This is a genomic window from Glutamicibacter sp. ZJUTW (assembly GCF_008370855.1).
Lineage (GTDB): Bacteria > Actinomycetota > Actinomycetes > Actinomycetales > Micrococcaceae > Glutamicibacter > Glutamicibacter nicotianae.
The window spans coordinates 3229376-3245697 of sequence record NZ_CP043624.1; the positions used below are offsets into that span (position 1 = coordinate 3229376).

At 61.3% G+C, this 16322-nt stretch carries 12 protein-coding genes and 1 pseudogene; 6 read left to right on the plus strand and 7 right to left on the minus strand.

What is annotated here, in order from left to right; all coding sequences use genetic code 11:
• Positions 1-420: 420 nt before the first annotated feature.
• Positions 421-867 carry an SRPBCC family protein gene (locus tag F0M17_RS15175; RefSeq protein ID WP_083586722.1) on the minus strand — a complete coding sequence of 149 codons (447 nt, stop codon included), beginning with the start codon at positions 865-867 and terminating at the stop codon, positions 421-423.
• Positions 868-974: 107 nt separating this feature from the next.
• Between F0M17_RS15175 and F0M17_RS15180 the strand changes: the two genes are divergently transcribed.
• Complete coding sequence (locus tag F0M17_RS15180) at positions 975-2642, plus strand: alkaline phosphatase D family protein (protein WP_149597452.1); 1668 nt, start codon at positions 975-977, stop codon at positions 2640-2642.
• Between the two features lie 17 nt (positions 2643-2659).
• Here the strand turns inward: F0M17_RS15180 and F0M17_RS15185 are convergent.
• Both F0M17_RS15185 and F0M17_RS15190 read right to left on the minus strand, forming a co-directional pair.
• Positions 2660-2872, minus strand: a pseudogene (locus tag F0M17_RS15185) (IS110 family transposase); the annotation flags it as partial.
• A 231-nt stretch (positions 2873-3103) separates the two neighbouring features.
• The gene (locus F0M17_RS15190; RefSeq protein ID WP_246857074.1) at positions 3104-3775 is read right to left on the minus strand and encodes a FadR/GntR family transcriptional regulator; all 672 of its coding nucleotides are present in this window, start codon (positions 3773-3775) and stop codon (positions 3104-3106) included.
• 228 nt (positions 3776-4003) lie between these two features.
• Between F0M17_RS15190 and eat the strand changes: the two genes are divergently transcribed.
• Genes eat through F0M17_RS15215 form a run of 5 tightly spaced genes read left to right on the plus strand, consistent with a single transcriptional unit; the run spans position 4004 to position 9926 of the window.
• A complete protein-coding gene (eat, locus tag F0M17_RS15195; protein ID WP_149597453.1) occupies positions 4004-5440 on the plus strand; it encodes an ethanolamine permease in 1437 nt (478 codons plus the stop codon).
• Between the two features lie 51 nt (positions 5441-5491).
• Positions 5492-6883 (plus strand): glutamine synthetase family protein, encoded by a 1392-nt coding sequence (locus F0M17_RS15200; protein WP_210416659.1) that lies wholly within the window; start codon positions 5492-5494, stop codon positions 6881-6883.
• Between the two features lie 19 nt (positions 6884-6902).
• Positions 6903-7673, plus strand: a complete 771-nt coding sequence (locus F0M17_RS15205) for a gamma-glutamyl-gamma-aminobutyrate hydrolase family protein (RefSeq protein WP_246857075.1) — start codon at positions 6903-6905, stop codon at positions 7671-7673.
• The gene (locus F0M17_RS15210) at positions 7670-9070 is read left to right on the plus strand and encodes an aldehyde dehydrogenase (RefSeq protein WP_073706994.1); all 1401 of its coding nucleotides are present in this window, start codon (positions 7670-7672) and stop codon (positions 9068-9070) included. Before F0M17_RS15205 ends, F0M17_RS15210 begins: the two co-directional genes overlap by 4 nt.
• A 55-nt stretch (positions 9071-9125) precedes the next feature.
• Positions 9126-9926 carry a 3-oxoacyl-ACP reductase gene (locus F0M17_RS15215; protein WP_073706995.1) on the plus strand — a complete coding sequence of 267 codons (801 nt, stop codon included), beginning with the start codon at positions 9126-9128 and terminating at the stop codon, positions 9924-9926.
• A 152-nt stretch (positions 9927-10078) separates the two neighbouring features.
• Here the strand turns inward: F0M17_RS15215 and F0M17_RS15220 are convergent, their stop codons facing one another.
• The 4 genes from F0M17_RS15220 to F0M17_RS15235 form a co-directional block, all read right to left on the minus strand.
• Positions 10079-11497 (minus strand): alanine racemase, encoded by a 1419-nt coding sequence (locus F0M17_RS15220; protein ID WP_210416660.1) that lies wholly within the window; start codon positions 11495-11497, stop codon positions 10079-10081.
• Complete coding sequence (locus tag F0M17_RS15225; RefSeq protein WP_083586723.1) at positions 11494-13122, minus strand: FAD/NAD(P)-binding protein; 1629 nt, start codon at positions 13120-13122, stop codon at positions 11494-11496. The genes F0M17_RS15220 and F0M17_RS15225 overlap by 4 nt, the downstream gene beginning before the upstream one ends.
• Positions 13119-14126 carry a 2,3-diaminopropionate biosynthesis protein SbnA gene (sbnA, locus tag F0M17_RS15230; RefSeq protein ID WP_149597454.1) on the minus strand — a complete coding sequence of 336 codons (1008 nt, stop codon included), beginning with the start codon at positions 14124-14126 and terminating at the stop codon, positions 13119-13121. Before sbnA ends, F0M17_RS15225 begins: the two co-directional genes overlap by 4 nt.
• A gap of 578 nt (positions 14127-14704) precedes the next feature.
• Positions 14705-16318, minus strand: coding sequence for an amino acid ABC transporter ATP-binding/permease protein (locus tag F0M17_RS15235; protein WP_149597455.1), 1614 nt, complete (start codon positions 16316-16318; stop codon positions 14705-14707).
• Positions 16319-16322 lie beyond the last annotated feature (4 nt).

Below are 16322 nucleotides of genomic sequence, written 5' to 3' on the forward strand. Positions count from 1 at the left end.
CATGGTCCTAGCTCGGCGATCCGACCCGCCAACTCCATAGGGTCGTCGCTTGGCCCCACGGCGATGGCTGCTTCCTCATCCCCGGCAAAAACAATGCCTGCCTTGGCCAGGATGGCGCCCAGTAGGCCACCCCGGCTTTTCTTCACTCCACAGTGCCGCACGGTAGTCCAATTCGAAAAACACCAGCACTCCAGCGGCATTGCTGTGTAAGTTCTGCTGCGCAACATGGCCGAATCGTGCGAAGTCTCAAACCTAGAGTTCCTTTTAGTCTGCGGCATGGAACATGGCATCGATGGTGGTTTCACCGCGTCCAAACACGCTTGAAAGACCAGCTGCGGCATTCAGCCTGTCGTGCTGCGCCCATCCGGCGACTCGGCAAGGCACACTCGTCATCGACGAGCTGCTCAGGGCAAAAGGCCCTTACCCGGTGGCGTCGAGGAACTGCGCGGTCAGCCGTTCCAGGGTGCGTTCCATATTGGGCCCGGTGCTCCGGGTGAAGCCCATCAGCCTCAGCAGCCATTGGTGCCGCACCCGGCTCGCGTCCCAGGTTTCGCTGACCAGCGTCCCTGACCCGACAGCTTCCAGCTCGTAGCGCCACCGATGCCCGCTGAAGTGCCGCCAGGCGATCTGCCGGTCTTGCTCGAATTCCACCACGGTATTGCTGATCCGGTACGGGACACCCAGACGCATCTGCATGCCGAACTCGCTGCCCAGGTTGAGCTTACTTCCCTTCGCGTTCGAGGACCGCACCGTTCCGGAGCCGTCGATGACCGGGTGCATGGCCGGATCCCTGAGCAGTTCGAAGATCTCTCGGGGCGCGGCAGCCACGAAGCGGCGGCGGGTTTGCAGATACGGGGATGGACTCATCAGCCCATCCTAGGCAGCATCTGATCCCGTGCCCGGCAGCCGGGCCTATCCGCAACGATGTTATTGTGCCATTCTTGGTTGACCTGCACCATCAGGAAGGGAAATCGATGAGCCACCGAAACGATCAGGACCTTGTACTTGGCCCGATGCTCCGCCACGTGGATGCCACCTCCGCCAGTATCTGGGTGGAGACAGCTCGGTCTGGCACCGTCGAGATCCGTTGCGGTGAAAGCACATGGAGTGCGCCGACTTTTGGTGCCCACGGCCACCACTATGCGTTAGTTGAGGTGACGGGGCTGGAGGTTGGAAGCGTCAATCCCTACAGCGTGCATCTTCAGGGGACAGCGATCTGGCCGCGCGAGGATGGCTTCCCCGATTCCATGATCGCCACCATCGACCCCGCCAAGAATCCACGGCTGGCCTTCGGGTCCTGCCGCACCAGCATCCCGCACGACGCGGCGGGCAACCGCAAGCACGGTGTTGACGCGATGCGCGCCTATGCCCTGTCCATGGCGGGCCCGGCGCACGGACCCTGGCCGGATTTGATGCTCTTCCTCGGCGATCAGGTTTATGCGGACTCCACCAGTGACCAGATGCGCGAGTTCATCCGCAGCCGGCGCGATATCAGGGACGAACCCGGGGCTGAGCTGAAGGACTTCGCGGAATACGCCCACCTGTACCGGTTGGCTTGGTCGGACCCGGCCAACCGCTGGCTTCTTTCCACCCTGCCCAGCGCCATGATCTTCGACGACCACGACATCCGCGACGATTGGAACTCCTCGCGCAGTTGGAAGCAGGACATGGAGCAGACCAGCTGGTGGCACGAACGCATTGTTGCGGGCCTCGGCTCATATTGGATCTATCAGCACCTCGGCAATCTCTCCCCCGACGAGCGGGCTGCAGATCCACTGTGGCAACGCATCGCGGCCCACACCGGCCTCGACGAATTGGACATCACTGCCGACTTGGACCGGTTCGCCGAGCGCGTCGATGCTGCACCGGAAGAATACCGCTGGAGCTACTGCCGCGACTGGGATACGGTGCGGCTGATCGTGGTGGACTCCCGTGCCTCCCGCACCCTCGACACCGAAGCGCGTGCCCTGCTCGATCCACCGGAAAATGCGTGGCTCGACGAGCAGATGCAAGGCGGATTCCGCCACCTGCTGGTCGCTACCTCATTGCCCTTCCTGCTGCCCATGGGCCTGCATCATGTGGAAGCGTGGAACGAGGTCTACTCCTCAGGGGAACGCGGCCAGGTCCGGGCGTGGCTCGGGGAACGACTGCGCCGGGCCGTGGACCTTGAGCATTGGGCGGCGTTCCAACAAAGCTTCCAGGACGTGGCCCGGTGGTCCACCGAGGTCGCCGATGGGCAGCGCGGCCCCGCTCCGCAGTCCGTCACGTTCCTCTCCGGCGACGTGCACTTCTCCTACGTTTCCGAAGTCGAGCGCGAGAACGGGAGCAGGATCCTGCAAGCTGTGTGTTCGCCCATCCGCAACCCACTGCCCCGGTTGATGCGCTACTTTGCCGCAGCCTTGGCCTTGGGGCCGGCCGTTCCGTTCGGGGCTTGGATGGCGCGCAGGGCACATGTGCCAGACCCGCCTTTTCGATGGAACGGCATCAAGGGGCCGTGGTTCGACAACAACCTAGCCATCCTTCAGGACACCGAAGACGGGCTGGTGGTCAGCTGGGTCACGGGGGTGGTTGAGCACGGAGACCACCTGCACCCAAGGCTGGAAACCGTCGTAGTGGCAGCGATCGAACCGCGCGAGAAATGACGCGACCGTCAGGTATCGGGGTGGGTCTCCACCATGGCTTCGAGGTGAGTGGCGACGTCAGCACGCTTGGCGTGCAAGAAAAACAGCTGCCGAACCATCGGCGGAATGACTAACCCGATTGCATCGGTACCGTTAGTAATGACGCTTTGCTCGTCTAACGCATCCATCATGGCCGCCGCCTATGCGCTATGCCGTTGAGCTCCATGTTTCTTTAGCTTCGCATCGATACGACGGGTGAATTGAAGGGCTAAGAGTTCCTGCGCTTTCTTTAGTCATTGCTCGCCTCCAGGAGTATCAGATCCAGCAGAACTGATTTTCATGTGAAACAGGGAATCGATTCATTTCATCGCTTTTCGGCAAATCCATGCATGGAACGCATTACTGCGTAGAACGATCACGGATCCCGAGGCGACCTCAAGGCAAAAATCCAGAACTTCGCAACTGCCGCACAGTTGCAACAATTAGTCCAAGAAACCGCGCAAGAGAGTCGCAGTGCCATCAAGATGTTCTTGCATCAGCTTCTTTGCGCTGGCTCCATCGCCGCGGAGGATGGCGTTCAAGATGTCCTCGTGCTGGCGGCTGGAGTGCGCGATATTCGGCTTCAGGAACGGAATCCGATCCAGCAGCTCGCTGGTTGCGTCGCGCGCCTCTGCAACCGCTTTTGCCAGCATGCTCGAAGCTGACAAATCGGCGATCATGACATGGAGCCGGGCATCCAGCGGCCGGTAGTTCGTCGCGTCGGCCGAATTGACGGCTTCGTGCGCCAGCATCAAATTATTTCGCTGGGTTGCAGTGAGCGATGCCCCCGCGGCCAATTCAGCTGCGGCAGGTTCCACGACCGACCTGAATGCAAGCACATCCTCAATGCGTGCACGGTCCGAATCATCCAATGGATTCTCATGCGACTTCGGATGAGCAGCAACAACCGTTCCACCGTAGCGACCTCGCTGGACCTGCAAGTAGCCTGCGCTCTGCAATTCCGCCAATGAGTCGCGCAATGTAGCTCGTGAAACACCCAGGGCCTCGGCAAGCTCCCTCTCCGCAGGCAATTTTTCGCCGGGCGGGAAGACGCCTAGCCTCATGGCGCGCAACAGTTGCCCGAGGGTCTCCTCGAAGACGTTTCCCCGGCGCACTTGCCCAAGGAACCTCATCCCATCCCGGGAATCCAATGGTTTAGTTTCGGCCATGATCTAAGAATGGCACACAATTTGGTTCAAGAAAACACCTTTCATTTTCTCTTACCAGCTCAATTTTCAAACTAACCTATTGACTTTGCTCCGTGACCCCTGCCACAGTTGAGCGCATGCAAAGGACTGATTTCAGTCCATTAGATTCAGGACTCATGGACCGAGGAAGCTCACATGACCAAGAATTCACACATCGACTACGCATCGGTCGACAAAGACTATCTACGACATAGGCAGCTCAAGAAAGGCGCCGCAGGTTGGATCCTGCTTGCCGGCTTGGGTATTGCCTACGTCATTTCCGGTGATTTTTCAGGCTGGAATCTCGGCTTGGCCGCTGGCGGCTGGGGCGGATTGCTCATTGCCTTCGTGCTGATGGGCATCATGTACACCTGCATGGTGTTCGGCCTGGCAGAAATGTCCTCGACGCTACCCACAGCCGGTGCGGGCTACGGCTTCGCCCGCAGGGCCATGGGACCACTGGGCGGTTTCGCCACCGGCATGGCAGTGCTCATCGAGTACGCCGTGGCCCCTGCCGCTATCGCCACCTTCATCGGCGGCTACATCGAGGCCCTCGGCCTGTTCGGGATGACCAATTCGTGGCCCGTCTACCTGATCACCTACATTGTTTTCATCGGCATCCATATGTGGGGCGTAGGCGAAGCACTCAAGCTGATGTTCGGCATCACCGCTATCGCCATTGTGGCGCTGGTAGTCACCGTCTTTGGCCTGATACCGCACTTTGAGCCAAGCAACCTCTTCGACATCGTGCCAGACGGTTCGGCCGGCTCCTCAGCCTTCATGCCGTTCGGCATTTCCGGAACCCTTGCCGCGCTGGTCTTCGGCATCTGGTTCTTCCTCGCAGTAGAGGGGGTCCCACTGGCCGCCGAGGAATCGCAAGACCCGAAACGCGATATGCCCAAGGGCATCATTACCGCAGTAATCTTCCTGGTCTTCTCCGGTGCTGCCATGCTCATCCTGGTGCCCGGAGTCGCGGGAGCCGAAGCCATGAGCGTCTCCGGTTCCCCACTTCCCGAGGCGCTGCGCGAAGCCTACGGGCAGAATTCAGCGCTGGCGAACTTCGTGAACTATGCGGGCCTGGCAGGATTGGTGGCCAGCTTCTTCTCTATCGTCTATGCCTACTCCCGGCAGCTGTTCGCCTTGTCCCGTGCCGGCTACTTGCCCCGGGTTCTCTCGCTGACCGGCTCCCGCCATACACCATGGGTGGCCCTGCTGGTTCCAGGCACCATCGGATTCATCCTGGCAGCAGTCATCCGCAATGGCGACCAGCTGATCAATATCGCAGTCTTCGGCGCCACCGTCTCCTACGTGCTGCTGAATCTGAGCCACATTGTCTTGCGGATCAAGGAACCCGACCTGCCCCGCGGGTATCGCACCCCGGGCGGTATCGTCACCACTTCCATTGCGCTGGTGCTGGCTGTCATTGCCCTCATCGCAACATTCGTCGTGGACATCCTCGCCGCAGGAATCACCGCAGGAGTCTTCGTCCTGGCACTCGCGTACTTCTGGTTCTATAGCAGGCATCGCCTGGTTGCCAGCGCGCCCGAAGAAGAATTCACCATCCTGGAGTCCGAAGAAAATGCCCTGAAGTAAACCGGTCCCAGGCCACAGAACCAATCCCCGACAATCGAAGGAACATTCTCCATGCAAGACATCCAAGAACTCGTCAAGGCCTCCAAGAACGAACGCATGCTAAGCGTTGAACAGTTGACCGAGGGCATCCGCACCGGAGTCTATGATTCGGTCATTCTCGCCTTCACCGACATGCAGGGCCGGCTCCAGGGAAAAATCGTCCATGCCCAGTTCTTCCTGGACACCGTGCTGAATCACGGCACCGAAGCTTGCAACTACCTGTTGGCAGTGGATACCGAAATGAACACCGTGGAAGGCTATTCGCTGACCAGCTGGGACACCGGCTACGGCGACATGGAGTTCGTGCTGGATTACGACACCATCCGCCCAGTTCCGTACTTGGAACGCACGGCGCTGATCCAGACCGACTTGGCCACCACGGACGGACGTCCGGTTCCAGTGGCCCCGCGGTCCCTGCTCAAGGCGCAGCAGGAGAAAGCCGCTGCGTTGGGCTTGCGCGCCATGGCAGGTACGGAACTGGAGTTCTTGATCTTCAACGACTCCTACGAAGATGCGCAGCAGCGCGGCTACCGGGACCTCACCCCTGCCAACCAGCACAACGTCGACTACTCGATCCTGGGCTCAATGCGCGTCGAACCGCTACTGCGCGATATCCGCAACGCCATGTACCAATCGGGTATGATCGTCGAATCGGCCAAGGGCGAGTGCAACTTCGGGCAGCACGAGATCGCTTTCAAATACGACGACGTGGTCACCACAGGCGATAACCACACCTTCTACAAGCTCTCGGCCAAGCACATGGCCTCGCAGCGCGGGCAATCCATCACCTTCATGGCCAAGCCCAACCAGCGCGAAGGTTCCAGCTGCCACATCCACATGTCGCTGCGCAAGCTTGATGGCTCGCTGGCCTTCTGGGACGAAGCCCGCGGAGAACGCACGGAAATGTACAACCACTTCATCGCCGGAGTCTTGGCCACGATGCGGGAGTTCACCCTGTTCTACGCCCCGAATATCAACTCCTACAAGCGATTCGCCAAGGGGTCCTTCGCACCTACCGCAGTTGCCTGGGGCCTGGACAACCGCAGCTGCGCGGTCCGGCTGGTAGGCAAGGGATACGGCGCGCGCATGGAGAACCGCCTGCCGGGAGCGGACGCCAACCCGTACCTGGCCATGGCCGCCATGCTGGCGGCCGGTCTCTATGGCATGGAGAAGAAGCTTGAACTGCCCGAGATGGTGACCGGAAGCGCCTACGACTCCGGATCCCAGCATGTGCCCCAAACCATGGCCGAGGCCCGAGAGCTCTTCGCGAACTCGGAAATCGCTTTAGAAATCTTCGGCAAGGAAGTAGTGGAACACTACACCCGCTACGCGGACGTGGAAATCGAGCAGTTCAACGCCGCGGTCACCGACTGGGAAGTTTCCCGTGGTTTCGAACGCCACTGATCACGAAGGACAACTACAAGTGAACTATCCATCGGACCCAGCAACGCAGCGCAGGCCGCGCATCGGGCTGACCACCTACTGGCAGGAAGCCAAATGGGGTGTCTGGGAAAGAACCGCGGCCATTGTCCCAGGCAAGTACATCAAGTCAGTGGTTGCGGCCGGTGGTACGCCAATGCTCCTGCCACCGGTTGCCACCGACGCCTCCGTCTTGGACGTCCTGGATGGGCTGATAGTCATCGGCGGCGTGGATGTGGATCCTGCTAACTACGGGCATCAACCGCACCCGCGCACGGCGGCACAGCCGGAGCGGGACCTGCACGACATGGCTTTGGCCGCCGCCGCGCTGGAGCGGGCCGTTCCGCTGTTCGCCATCTGCCGTGGCGCCCAAGTGCTCAACGTGCAGCAAGGCGGAACCCTGAACCAGCACCTGCCCGATCTGCTTCCGGATGCTGCCGAAAAGTACCAGCCAGCTCCCGGCGTCTTCGGCACAGTGGATTTCACCACCGCGCATGGTTCTCTGGCGGAGCAGATCCTGGGCAACCAGGCCAGCGCTCCGTGCTACCACCACCAGTCCCTGCAGGAGGTAGCCAAAGGTCTGGAGGTCACCGCCCGCGCCAGCGACGGGACGGTGGAAATCGTTGAAATGCCGCAGGCCCGAGGCTGGGTTCTGGGCACGCAATTCCACCCGGAAGAGAACTTGGAAGACATCCGGCTCATGCAGGCTTTCGTCCAGGCTGCGCATGACTACGCCACCAGCAAATCTATTTCGACACCACAGGAAGCGCTATGAGCACTGATACCGCAGTGAAAGACACCTTTACCGTGATCAACCCGGCGACGGGGCAAGCAGTCCAGGATGTCGCGCTGGCTGATACCGCGGAGGCGGATGCCGCAATTGCCCGGGCCTCCGAGGCTTTTCCCGCCTGGAGCCAGGTCGCTCCTGCTGAGCGCGCCGCGCTGCTGCGCAGATTCGCGGCCGCAGTAGACCGCGATCTGGAGAATCTGGCCCAGCTGGAAGTGCTCAATGCCGGGCACACCATCGGCAACGCCCGCTGGGAGGCCGGAAACGTCAGGGATGTGCTGAACTACTACGCAGCAGCCCCGGAACGGAACTTCGGCAAGCAGATTCCCGTCGCAGGCGGAGTGAACGTTACCTTCCACGAACCGCTGGGTGTCGTTGGGATCATCGTTCCATGGAATTTCCCCATGCCGATCGCGGGGTGGGGGTTCGCCCCAGCACTGGCTGCGGGCAATACTGTCGTGCTCAAGCCAGCGGAACTGACACCCTTGACCGCCATCCGCCTGGGCGAGTTGGCCCGCGAGGCCGGTATCCCCGAGGGTGTCTTCACCGTCATCCCGGGCAAGGGCTCGGTAGTCGGCGAGCGCTTTGTCACCCATCCTGACGTCCGCAAAGTTGTTTTCACCGGTTCCACCCAAGTGGGCCAGGGCATCATGCGCGGATGCGCGGACCAGCTGAAGCGTGTCACCCTGGAGCTGGGCGGCAAGAGCGCCAATATCATCTTCGCCGATGCCGACCTCGACAAGGCAGCCGCCCAGGCACCGGGCGGTGTCTTCGACAATGCCGGACAGGACTGCTGCGCCCGCTCCCGGATCCTGGTGCAGCGCAGCGTTCTGGATGTGTTCATGGAGCGATTCACCCAGGCTGTCGCGGCGGTTACTGTCGGGGATCCGAGCGACGAAGCTACGGTGATGGGCCCTTTGGTCTCCGCCAAGCAATTGCAGACGGTGTCTTCCTTCCTGCTCGATGAGCAGGGAAATCGCCGCAAGGATATCGCCTACCAGGGCAAGGTTCCCCCGGGCGAGGGCTTCTGGTTCCCGCCTACGGTCGTGGTTCCCGAAGATTCGCAGGACCGGATCCTGCGCGAAGAGATTTTCGGCCCGATCGTCGCGGTGATCCCATTCGAGGACGAGGCCGATGCCATCCGCATTGCCAATGACTCGGAGTACGGGCTCTCCGGATCCATCTGGACACGGGATGTGGGCCGTGCCCTGCGCGTGGCCCGCGCGGTCGAGGCCGGGAACCTGTCGGTGAACTCCCATTCCTCGGTGCGCTATTCCACTCCTTTCGGCGGCTACAAGAAATCCGGACTCGGCCGCGAGCTGGGACCAGATGCCCTCGAAGCCTTCAGCGAGGTCAAGAACGTCTTCATTGACACCGAAAGCTGATTTACCGCAAAGCATCATCCAACTAAAACAAATCACTAGCAAGGAGAACCATCAAATGAGCGAAACTGCCCCGTACAACGGCTTGGTCACCAATCGGCTTGCCGGACGAGTCGCCACTATTACTGGCGGCGCCTCCGGCATCGGCCTGGCCACCGCCAAGCGCTTGGCCCATGAAGGCGCCAAGGTGGTCATTGGCGATATCTGCGCCGAGGAAATCGGCCAGAAAGCCGCCGAAGAAGTCGGCGGGCTTTTCGTCCGCACCGATGTTACCAATGAGGAAGACGTCAAGAACTTGTTCGCCACAGCCAAGTCGACCTACGGTTCGGTGGATATCGCATTCAACAACGCGGGGATTTCCCCGGCAGACGACGCTTCCATCCTGGATACCGGCATCGACGCCTGGCGCAAGGTCCAGGAGGTCAACCTGACCAGCGTGTACTACTGCTGTAAGCACGTGCTGCCGTACATGCAGGAACAGGGCCGGGGCTCCATCATCAACACCGCTTCCTTCGTCGCTGTCATGGGTGCGGCGACTAGCCAGATCAGCTACTCGGCTTCCAAGGGCGGGGTGCTGTCCATGAGCCGCGAACTCGGTGTCGAGTTCGCCCGGCAGGGCATCCGGGTCAATGCGCTTTGCCCCGGCCCGGTAAATACCCCGCTGCTAAAGGAGCTCTTCGCCAAGGACCCGGAGCGCGCCGCGCGCCGCTTGGTGCATGTGCCGCTTGGTCGGTTCGCAGAACCGGATGAACTGGCGGCCTCGGTAGCCTTCCTTGCCTCCGACGATTCCTCCTTCATCACCGCGAGCCAGTTCCTGGTGGACGGCGGCATCGCTGGAGCCTACGTGACCCCGCTGTAAGGGATAGGACCCACTCAAGCACTCCCCTGGATCTGGCATTCGCCTACATACAGGGGAGTGTTTTTGCTTTCGGGGCTTTCCTGTCACTATTCCCGGCGGATTGCCTGTGGCGCGGGATCAGCCAGTTCTAGCCGGCTGTCAGCACGGTGCCTTTACCCCACGAGCAAGTCAGCAGTATCGATGCCGTCGAGGATCCAATCAACGCCATCAATGACGAGGTTCTTCGCCAACGGCAACTGGTGCGAAGCGCTCTCGATAATGTGCATCAAGTACCCGCCGGTATTCGGGAAAGCGACGAGATCTCCCTTGGCCACACCTGCCGGGAACTCGAACCGCCTGCGCAGGATCAATTCTTCTTCAATGCAATAGGCACCCACCAGGAATCCTTCGTATGGCGCCCGATCCTGCACTTTCGGCCCTGTGGGAATCAGCAACGGATCCAGCAAGAAGTCGGCGGAAGTTGAACGGCATTGGGTTCTATTCATATGCAGGCCAACCAATGGTGCTCCATCGCTGCGGTTCTTGACGAAGGCCACTTCAGCAAGCGTCAGTCCGCACCCATCCAAAAGTGAACGCCCCGGTTCGCAGCGAAGCTGGATCCCCCGCTCGATAAGCATCTGGGCGACGGTCCTTCGAGTAGTGGTTTCTTCTGTTGCCAGAACTTTCCGCAACCATTCGCCGCGGATCAGTTTCTGGTGGTACGGGTACAGAGCGATACTGGCTTCAGGCCCCGTGGCTCCCAGACGATCTGATTTCCAAGTCAATGACTCATCGCCCTCGGGGAGTTCGGCGAGCGCTTCCCAGAACCCTGCCCATTGCTTTCCGTCATCCAGGTAGGACATCGGAATGCCTCCGCCCATATCCACAAAGCTTGGGTCGTGCCCGCGGTCCCGCAGCGCATCGATCAGCGCCAGCGCTTCCAAGGCCAGTTGCGCTCGTTGCCCACCGTCATATCCGTTGAGATGGAAGTGGATTCCTTCAACTTTGAGGGTTTCAGGCTTATCCGCCTGATCCAGGAAAGTGAGCCATTCTCCAGCCCGCAAACCGAATCGCGTCGGCGGGATGGATGGGTTATCCGATGCCAGGCGCAGTGCGACGGCAGCAGGTTTCCCGGACTCCTGCACAATCGCTTGCAGCTCTGCCGTCTCATCCAAGTTGTCCAGGCTCAGAACGACACCATGTTCCACCGCAAGCCTCAGCAGGGCCACGGATTTCACTGCCGCGGTGACAATGATCCGATCCGCTGGCACTCCCCGCTTGAGGCACTGGTCCAGCTCATTGAAACTGGCCACATCAATTCCGCAGCCTTCGGCTACAGCATGGTCAATTGCTCCGAGGGTCTTGTTGGCTTTGCGTGCCAGATAAATCTCGAAATCAATCCCGTGCTCATCTGCTGCCTCCCGCAGCTCAGCGATGTTCCGGCTCATCGAAGAGTAATCATGCAGATTCAATGGAGAACCGTACTGCTTGATCAGCTCCTGGCAGAGCTTGGGATCTGCAATCAGGGAATCCATCCAGGGTTCGAGCCGTGCCGTCAACGGAATGGTTCCGTGCATCAGGGGTTGAGTCACTGGGCTACTTTCTGTTGGGAGGCGGCCACCTGCCGCGCTATGCGACGTGCCCAACCTCGGTATTCAAGGTGCAAGCCACGATTCAAGGTGTCATGACCCAACGTGGGGTCTTCTGTTGGACGGCCTAGTGCCGTGAGGGACTCGTTGCGTTCGCCAGTTGAGTCCAGGCAAGTGCCGTCGGTATCAGTGAGCAGTCCACGCTCCCCTGCCCGAACTTGCACCTCGCCCTCGGCGAGTAGATCGCTGAACAAGCTGGACGCGCTGTCACCTCCAGAGGACGAGGCATAGAGCACCCCGGCAGGCGCGGTGACAGCATCTATCGTGAGGGCTGCTCCAGCAAAAACCGATAAATCGGATTGCTCGTGGTGCAATAGCCCGTCCTCGAAGAGCGCCAGCAGCTTCAGGGCCGTAGGTTCAGGCGGGCCGAAGGCCATCCGCTCAAGATTCGCGGCAAGGGTCTTGAATTGCTCTCGCTCATCCGCATTCCAGCTGATCCGCGTCAGCGCGTCAACCAGCTGCGGATACAGACCCGACCAAACGGTTCCCCATACCCACTGTGTGCTGGGAGCCGCCAAGCCATGATTGATGCGCACACTGGCACGTAGCTCTTCGGCAGCGGATGTCCTCTCTGCCATCTGTTCCAATTTTCCATCCCGCAAGGTCTTCCACAAGGCATCCTGGTCAGTCTCCGAACCGCTGGCTTTGGCGCATTCCATCGCACAGGACAGCAGGATCTGCCACAGCTCATCCAACCCCGGATGCAGAAGCTTTCCACCTGTTGCCGTTCCATGGCGTTCGATCCCCCACTGGCGCACCTGATCTCGATAGCCATCAAGGACTTCGTCTACGCTGGCAGGTCGGGTGTTGGGCTTGGGTGTCATGGGAATGCCGCTGCGAGATGTCATGGTTATGGAAACAGGTTCTTCTCCGCTTGGAATATAGCGCAGGAATTCCAAACCATCTGAAGTTGTGGTCTCCCAGCGTCCCCCGCGTCCCTCGGTTAATCGCAACACGACATCGTAGGCAGTCAGCGCGGCTCCCTTGATCACAACCTTGCTTCCGGCCAGCACAGTATCGTCTTCAGCCTGGTCATGTTCTACGGTCAACGCTGCAGCCGATATTGAACCGCGCGGTGAATCCTCTGCCCGATAGCCGCCCAAGCCATGCCCGGTAGCAAGAACTACCTCGTCATAGAGTTCTGTACCGTGCACGGTACGGACCTCCCAGTGCGGGCCCTTTCGCGCCACTCCGTCGACTACGCAAGAACGATGGGCAACTGGCAGGGACCCGTGTTCTGCAAGCCGTTCGAACTGCTCACGCAGGTATTCCCCAACCAGCGCGCGGGCAGGGAAAGATCCATCAGCTGAAGCAATATTCCTTGCCTCCTGCCATCGGTTGAAATCCTGGGAACACAAGTTGGAGGACGCGTCGATAATGCGCGGGTTGACGTTGAGTTTCAGTTCCCTCGGTTGCGCGGTGTTCCATACTCGCCCGGCCCCGGGCGGGTAGGGATCATAAACATCCACTTGTAATTCTCCGGCTAGATGCGGAGGCAGCGAATCGTTGAGTTCAAGCAACGCATATAAGCACTTCGGCCCACCGCCGATCATTGCAATGCGTGTCATCGCACCTGCTGGTCTACAAGGTTCGCCGTGCCGTCTGCCTCGGGTTCTTCGCCCAAGGTCTCGCGTACCCAATCATCGTCATAGACGCTATGCAGATAAGGAACTCCGGAGTCGTGGACCAGGAAGGCTACCCGCGAACCTGCAGGAATCTCCGGCAGCATCTGGCTCATGGCGGAAACGATGGCACCGGTAGACGCGCCAGCCAGGATTCCCTCACGCTGGGCAAGCATTCGGCAGCCGCGAACCATGTCAATCTCGCGGATGCGGAACACATGATCGGGTTCGGCCTGCAAGGCCAGCTCCGGAACGATGCCTGCTCCCAAACCGGGCAAGCGGCGGTTCCCGGATTCTCCGCCAAAGAGCACGGATCCCAATGCGTCCACGGCGACCAGCTTGGTGTTCAAGCCATGCTCCCGGATGTACTTCTGGCATCCGAGAATTGTGCCCGTGGTGCTGGTCGCGACAAAGAGCATATCCACTTTTCCGTCCAGCGCGTCCACGATTTCGGGCATGGTGGATGAGTAATGCGCCTTGGGATTATCAGGGGACCCGTACTGATTGGTGGTCACTGCGCCCGGGTTCTGGGCCAGTAGCTGCTGCACCCGCTGCCGGCGGGCAGCCAGCTTGTTCCCATCGGGCTGGTTGACTACCAACTCAACGGCGGCCCCATAAGCGCGCATGATGTCCAAGGCGGATTTGTTGGCGTTCTCGTCGACTACTGCCACGAATTTGATGCCCCGCACCACGCATTGCCGAGACAAGGCGATACCCAGGTTGCCGGAGGTTGATTCGATGACCATCCCTCCGGGCTGCAGCTGGCCGGATTCCATAAAGGATTCAATCAGGCTTCCTGCAGTGCGTTCCTTGGTGCTGCCCGAGAGCTGCAGCAAATCCAATTTGGCAAATATTTCGATATCCGGACTGTCGAAAAGGCGTTCCAATTTCACGACAGGGGAATTGAACGGGCTAAGAGTTCCTGCACTATCCATGTTCGTCGCTCGCATTCAGGTGTGGCAATTACGGAAAACTGCTCTTCATGCGCGATTAGGGATTTAATCCATTTCATCGCATTTTCGGCAAGTCTAAGTGCGCAATGCCGAACTGCCTAGGATATTCAAGGATTCCTTGGCAGGCTCAAAGCGAATTCACTGGAGTTCCCAGCGAGTGTCGCCGGATATTTGCCGGACATGGAACCAACAGAGCAACAGAGCAACCGCGCAACCGCGCAACCCTGGATGCGCCGCCAGCAGATTCAGCTACCCGGCTTTGAAGGACTCCAGCATTGCGGGACGCTTCCGGGACAACCTAATCCTCCAGGAAGCATCACGCAGCACAGGGAGAATCCAGTGGGATGGGACTGCCAGCAATCCCCGCCATACCGTTTCAAATGCGGTCTCGCACCTGGCGCGGGTTTCCGGCGAACCGAAGCCCAGGCCTGCACCAACCAGCCCGCCCAAACGGAGTTCCTCCGGGTACCGAAGCTCCCCTAATCACTGTGCGAGGCCCCGGCAGAAGACCAGGAGAGCTGCTTGGGCACCGATCCCAGCTTCGAATATTGCCCCTCTCCGACGAGCGCAGCGGCTCATCTGCCGCCGAGCGGAGAAAGGTCCTGCACCCGCCCGTCGCTGCCCAGCTGGACCGTGCGGTGGGCTTGGGCAATTGTCGCGGGACGATGGGCGACCAGGAGAATCGCACGGTCCCGGGATTGCCTCAGGATATCCATGACGGCGTTGTCGGCATCCGGATCGAGCGAAGCGGTTGGTTCATCGAGGATGAGCACGCGCGGGTTCCCCAGCAAGGCCCGCGCGATCGCAACCCGGGCCCGCTGGCCTCCCGACAGGCCGCTCCCGTGCTCGCCCACCGGGGTATCCAGCCCGCCCGGGATCCCTGCAGCAGAATCGAGCAGGCCGGCTGCGGATGCGGCCTGGCGGACTGCGGCATCGGTGGCGCCAGGGTTGCCGAGGGTGATATTCGAGCGGATCGTGCCTCGCAGCAACGGCGAGGACTGCGGCACGGCGGAGACCAGCCGGCGCAGGTCCGCGTCGGGCAGCCCGCGCAGATCAGCGCCGTCGATCCGGATGCTCCCCTCATCCGGATCCCAGATGCGCAGCGCAAGACGGGCGGCGGTGGTCTTGCCCGCGCCCGAGGCCCCGGTGAGTGCAACGATCTCCCCTGGGCTGACACGCATCGAGAACCCGTCGAGGACACGGCGGCCATCGGCGTAGGCGAAGCCGACGCCATCGAACACCAACCCGGGCTCCTGCACTAGTCCGCCGGAGCTCCAGCTGCCGGTGCCCCGGATGGAGGGCGGGTGCTCGAGGACGCCGGTGATGCGTTCGGTGGCGGCACTGAGCGTGCCGGCGTTGCGCAGCAGGTCGGCGATCTGGGCTGCCGGCCCGAGGCCGGCGACCGCCACGGTGATGGCCAGCGGGATGTCCTGCGGCGCGATCGCGGTGCGGTCCAGGAGGATGATGAGGATGCAGCCCAGGGCCGCGAGGGCGTGGGCGGCGTCGCTGATGCCGCGTTCGGCCCCGAGCCGGGGTGCCTCGCGCAGCTGGGTGCGCGCCAGCTTGCGGGTCCTGCCGCTAAGCCGGTCCAGCTGCTGCTGAAGCGCCCCGGAGCCGGCCAGTTCACGCAGGCCGCGCAGCGTATCGAGCAATTCCGAGCGGAGGGCGGCGGACCCCTGCGCCAGCAGCGTGCCGTCCTGCCGGGCGCGGCGGGCGGTGAGCCACGGGACGATGGCGCCGATGAGCAGCAGCGGGATCCACACCAGCAGCAGCGGGCTCAGAAGCAGCGAGACGGCGGTGCTGATGCCCAGCACCAGCAGTGCGCTGAGCGCCTGGGCGGCGGTGTGGGCATAGAGCCATTCCAGGGTCTCGATATCCGCGACCACGGTGGCTGACAGGTCCCCGGTGCGCCGGTAATCGGTGCGGGCGGGCAGCGAACGGCGCAGCACATCGAAGACGCGGCCGCGCAGCGTGGCGATCAGCCGGTAGGCGAGGTCGTGGGACACCCAGGATTCCCGCCATGCGGCCAGCGCGGCGAAGATCGCCAATCCGGCCAGGGCGACCCCGGCGGGGGCGATCGGGAAGTCCTGGCCGGCCAGCAGCTGCCCGCCCATCCAGGCCAGGCCCAGGGCGATCCCGAGCACCGCGGCCTGGGTGGCAGCGCTCCACGCGACGGTCTCGATGAACAAGGCC

Coding starts and splice junctions, on each gene's coding strand:
- F0M17_RS15180 (WP_149597452.1), top strand. CDS start 975: ATGAGCCACCGAAACGATCAGGACCTTGTACTTGGCCCGATGCTCCGC.
- F0M17_RS15175 (WP_083586722.1), bottom strand. CDS start 867: ATGAGTCCATCCCCGTATCTGCAAACCCGCCGCCGCTTCGTGGCTGCC.
- F0M17_RS15200 (WP_210416659.1), top strand. CDS start 5,492: ATGCAAGACATCCAAGAACTCGTCAAGGCCTCCAAGAACGAACGCATG.
- eat (WP_149597453.1), top strand. CDS start 4,004: ATGACCAAGAATTCACACATCGACTACGCATCGGTCGACAAAGACTAT.
- sbnA (WP_149597454.1), bottom strand. CDS start 14,126: ATGCGAGCGACGAACATGGATAGTGCAGGAACTCTTAGCCCGTTCAAT.
- F0M17_RS15210 (WP_073706994.1), top strand. CDS start 7,670: ATGAGCACTGATACCGCAGTGAAAGACACCTTTACCGTGATCAACCCG.
- F0M17_RS15215 (WP_073706995.1), top strand. CDS start 9,126: ATGAGCGAAACTGCCCCGTACAACGGCTTGGTCACCAATCGGCTTGCC.
- F0M17_RS15225 (WP_083586723.1), bottom strand. CDS start 13,122: ATGACACGCATTGCAATGATCGGCGGTGGGCCGAAGTGCTTATATGCG.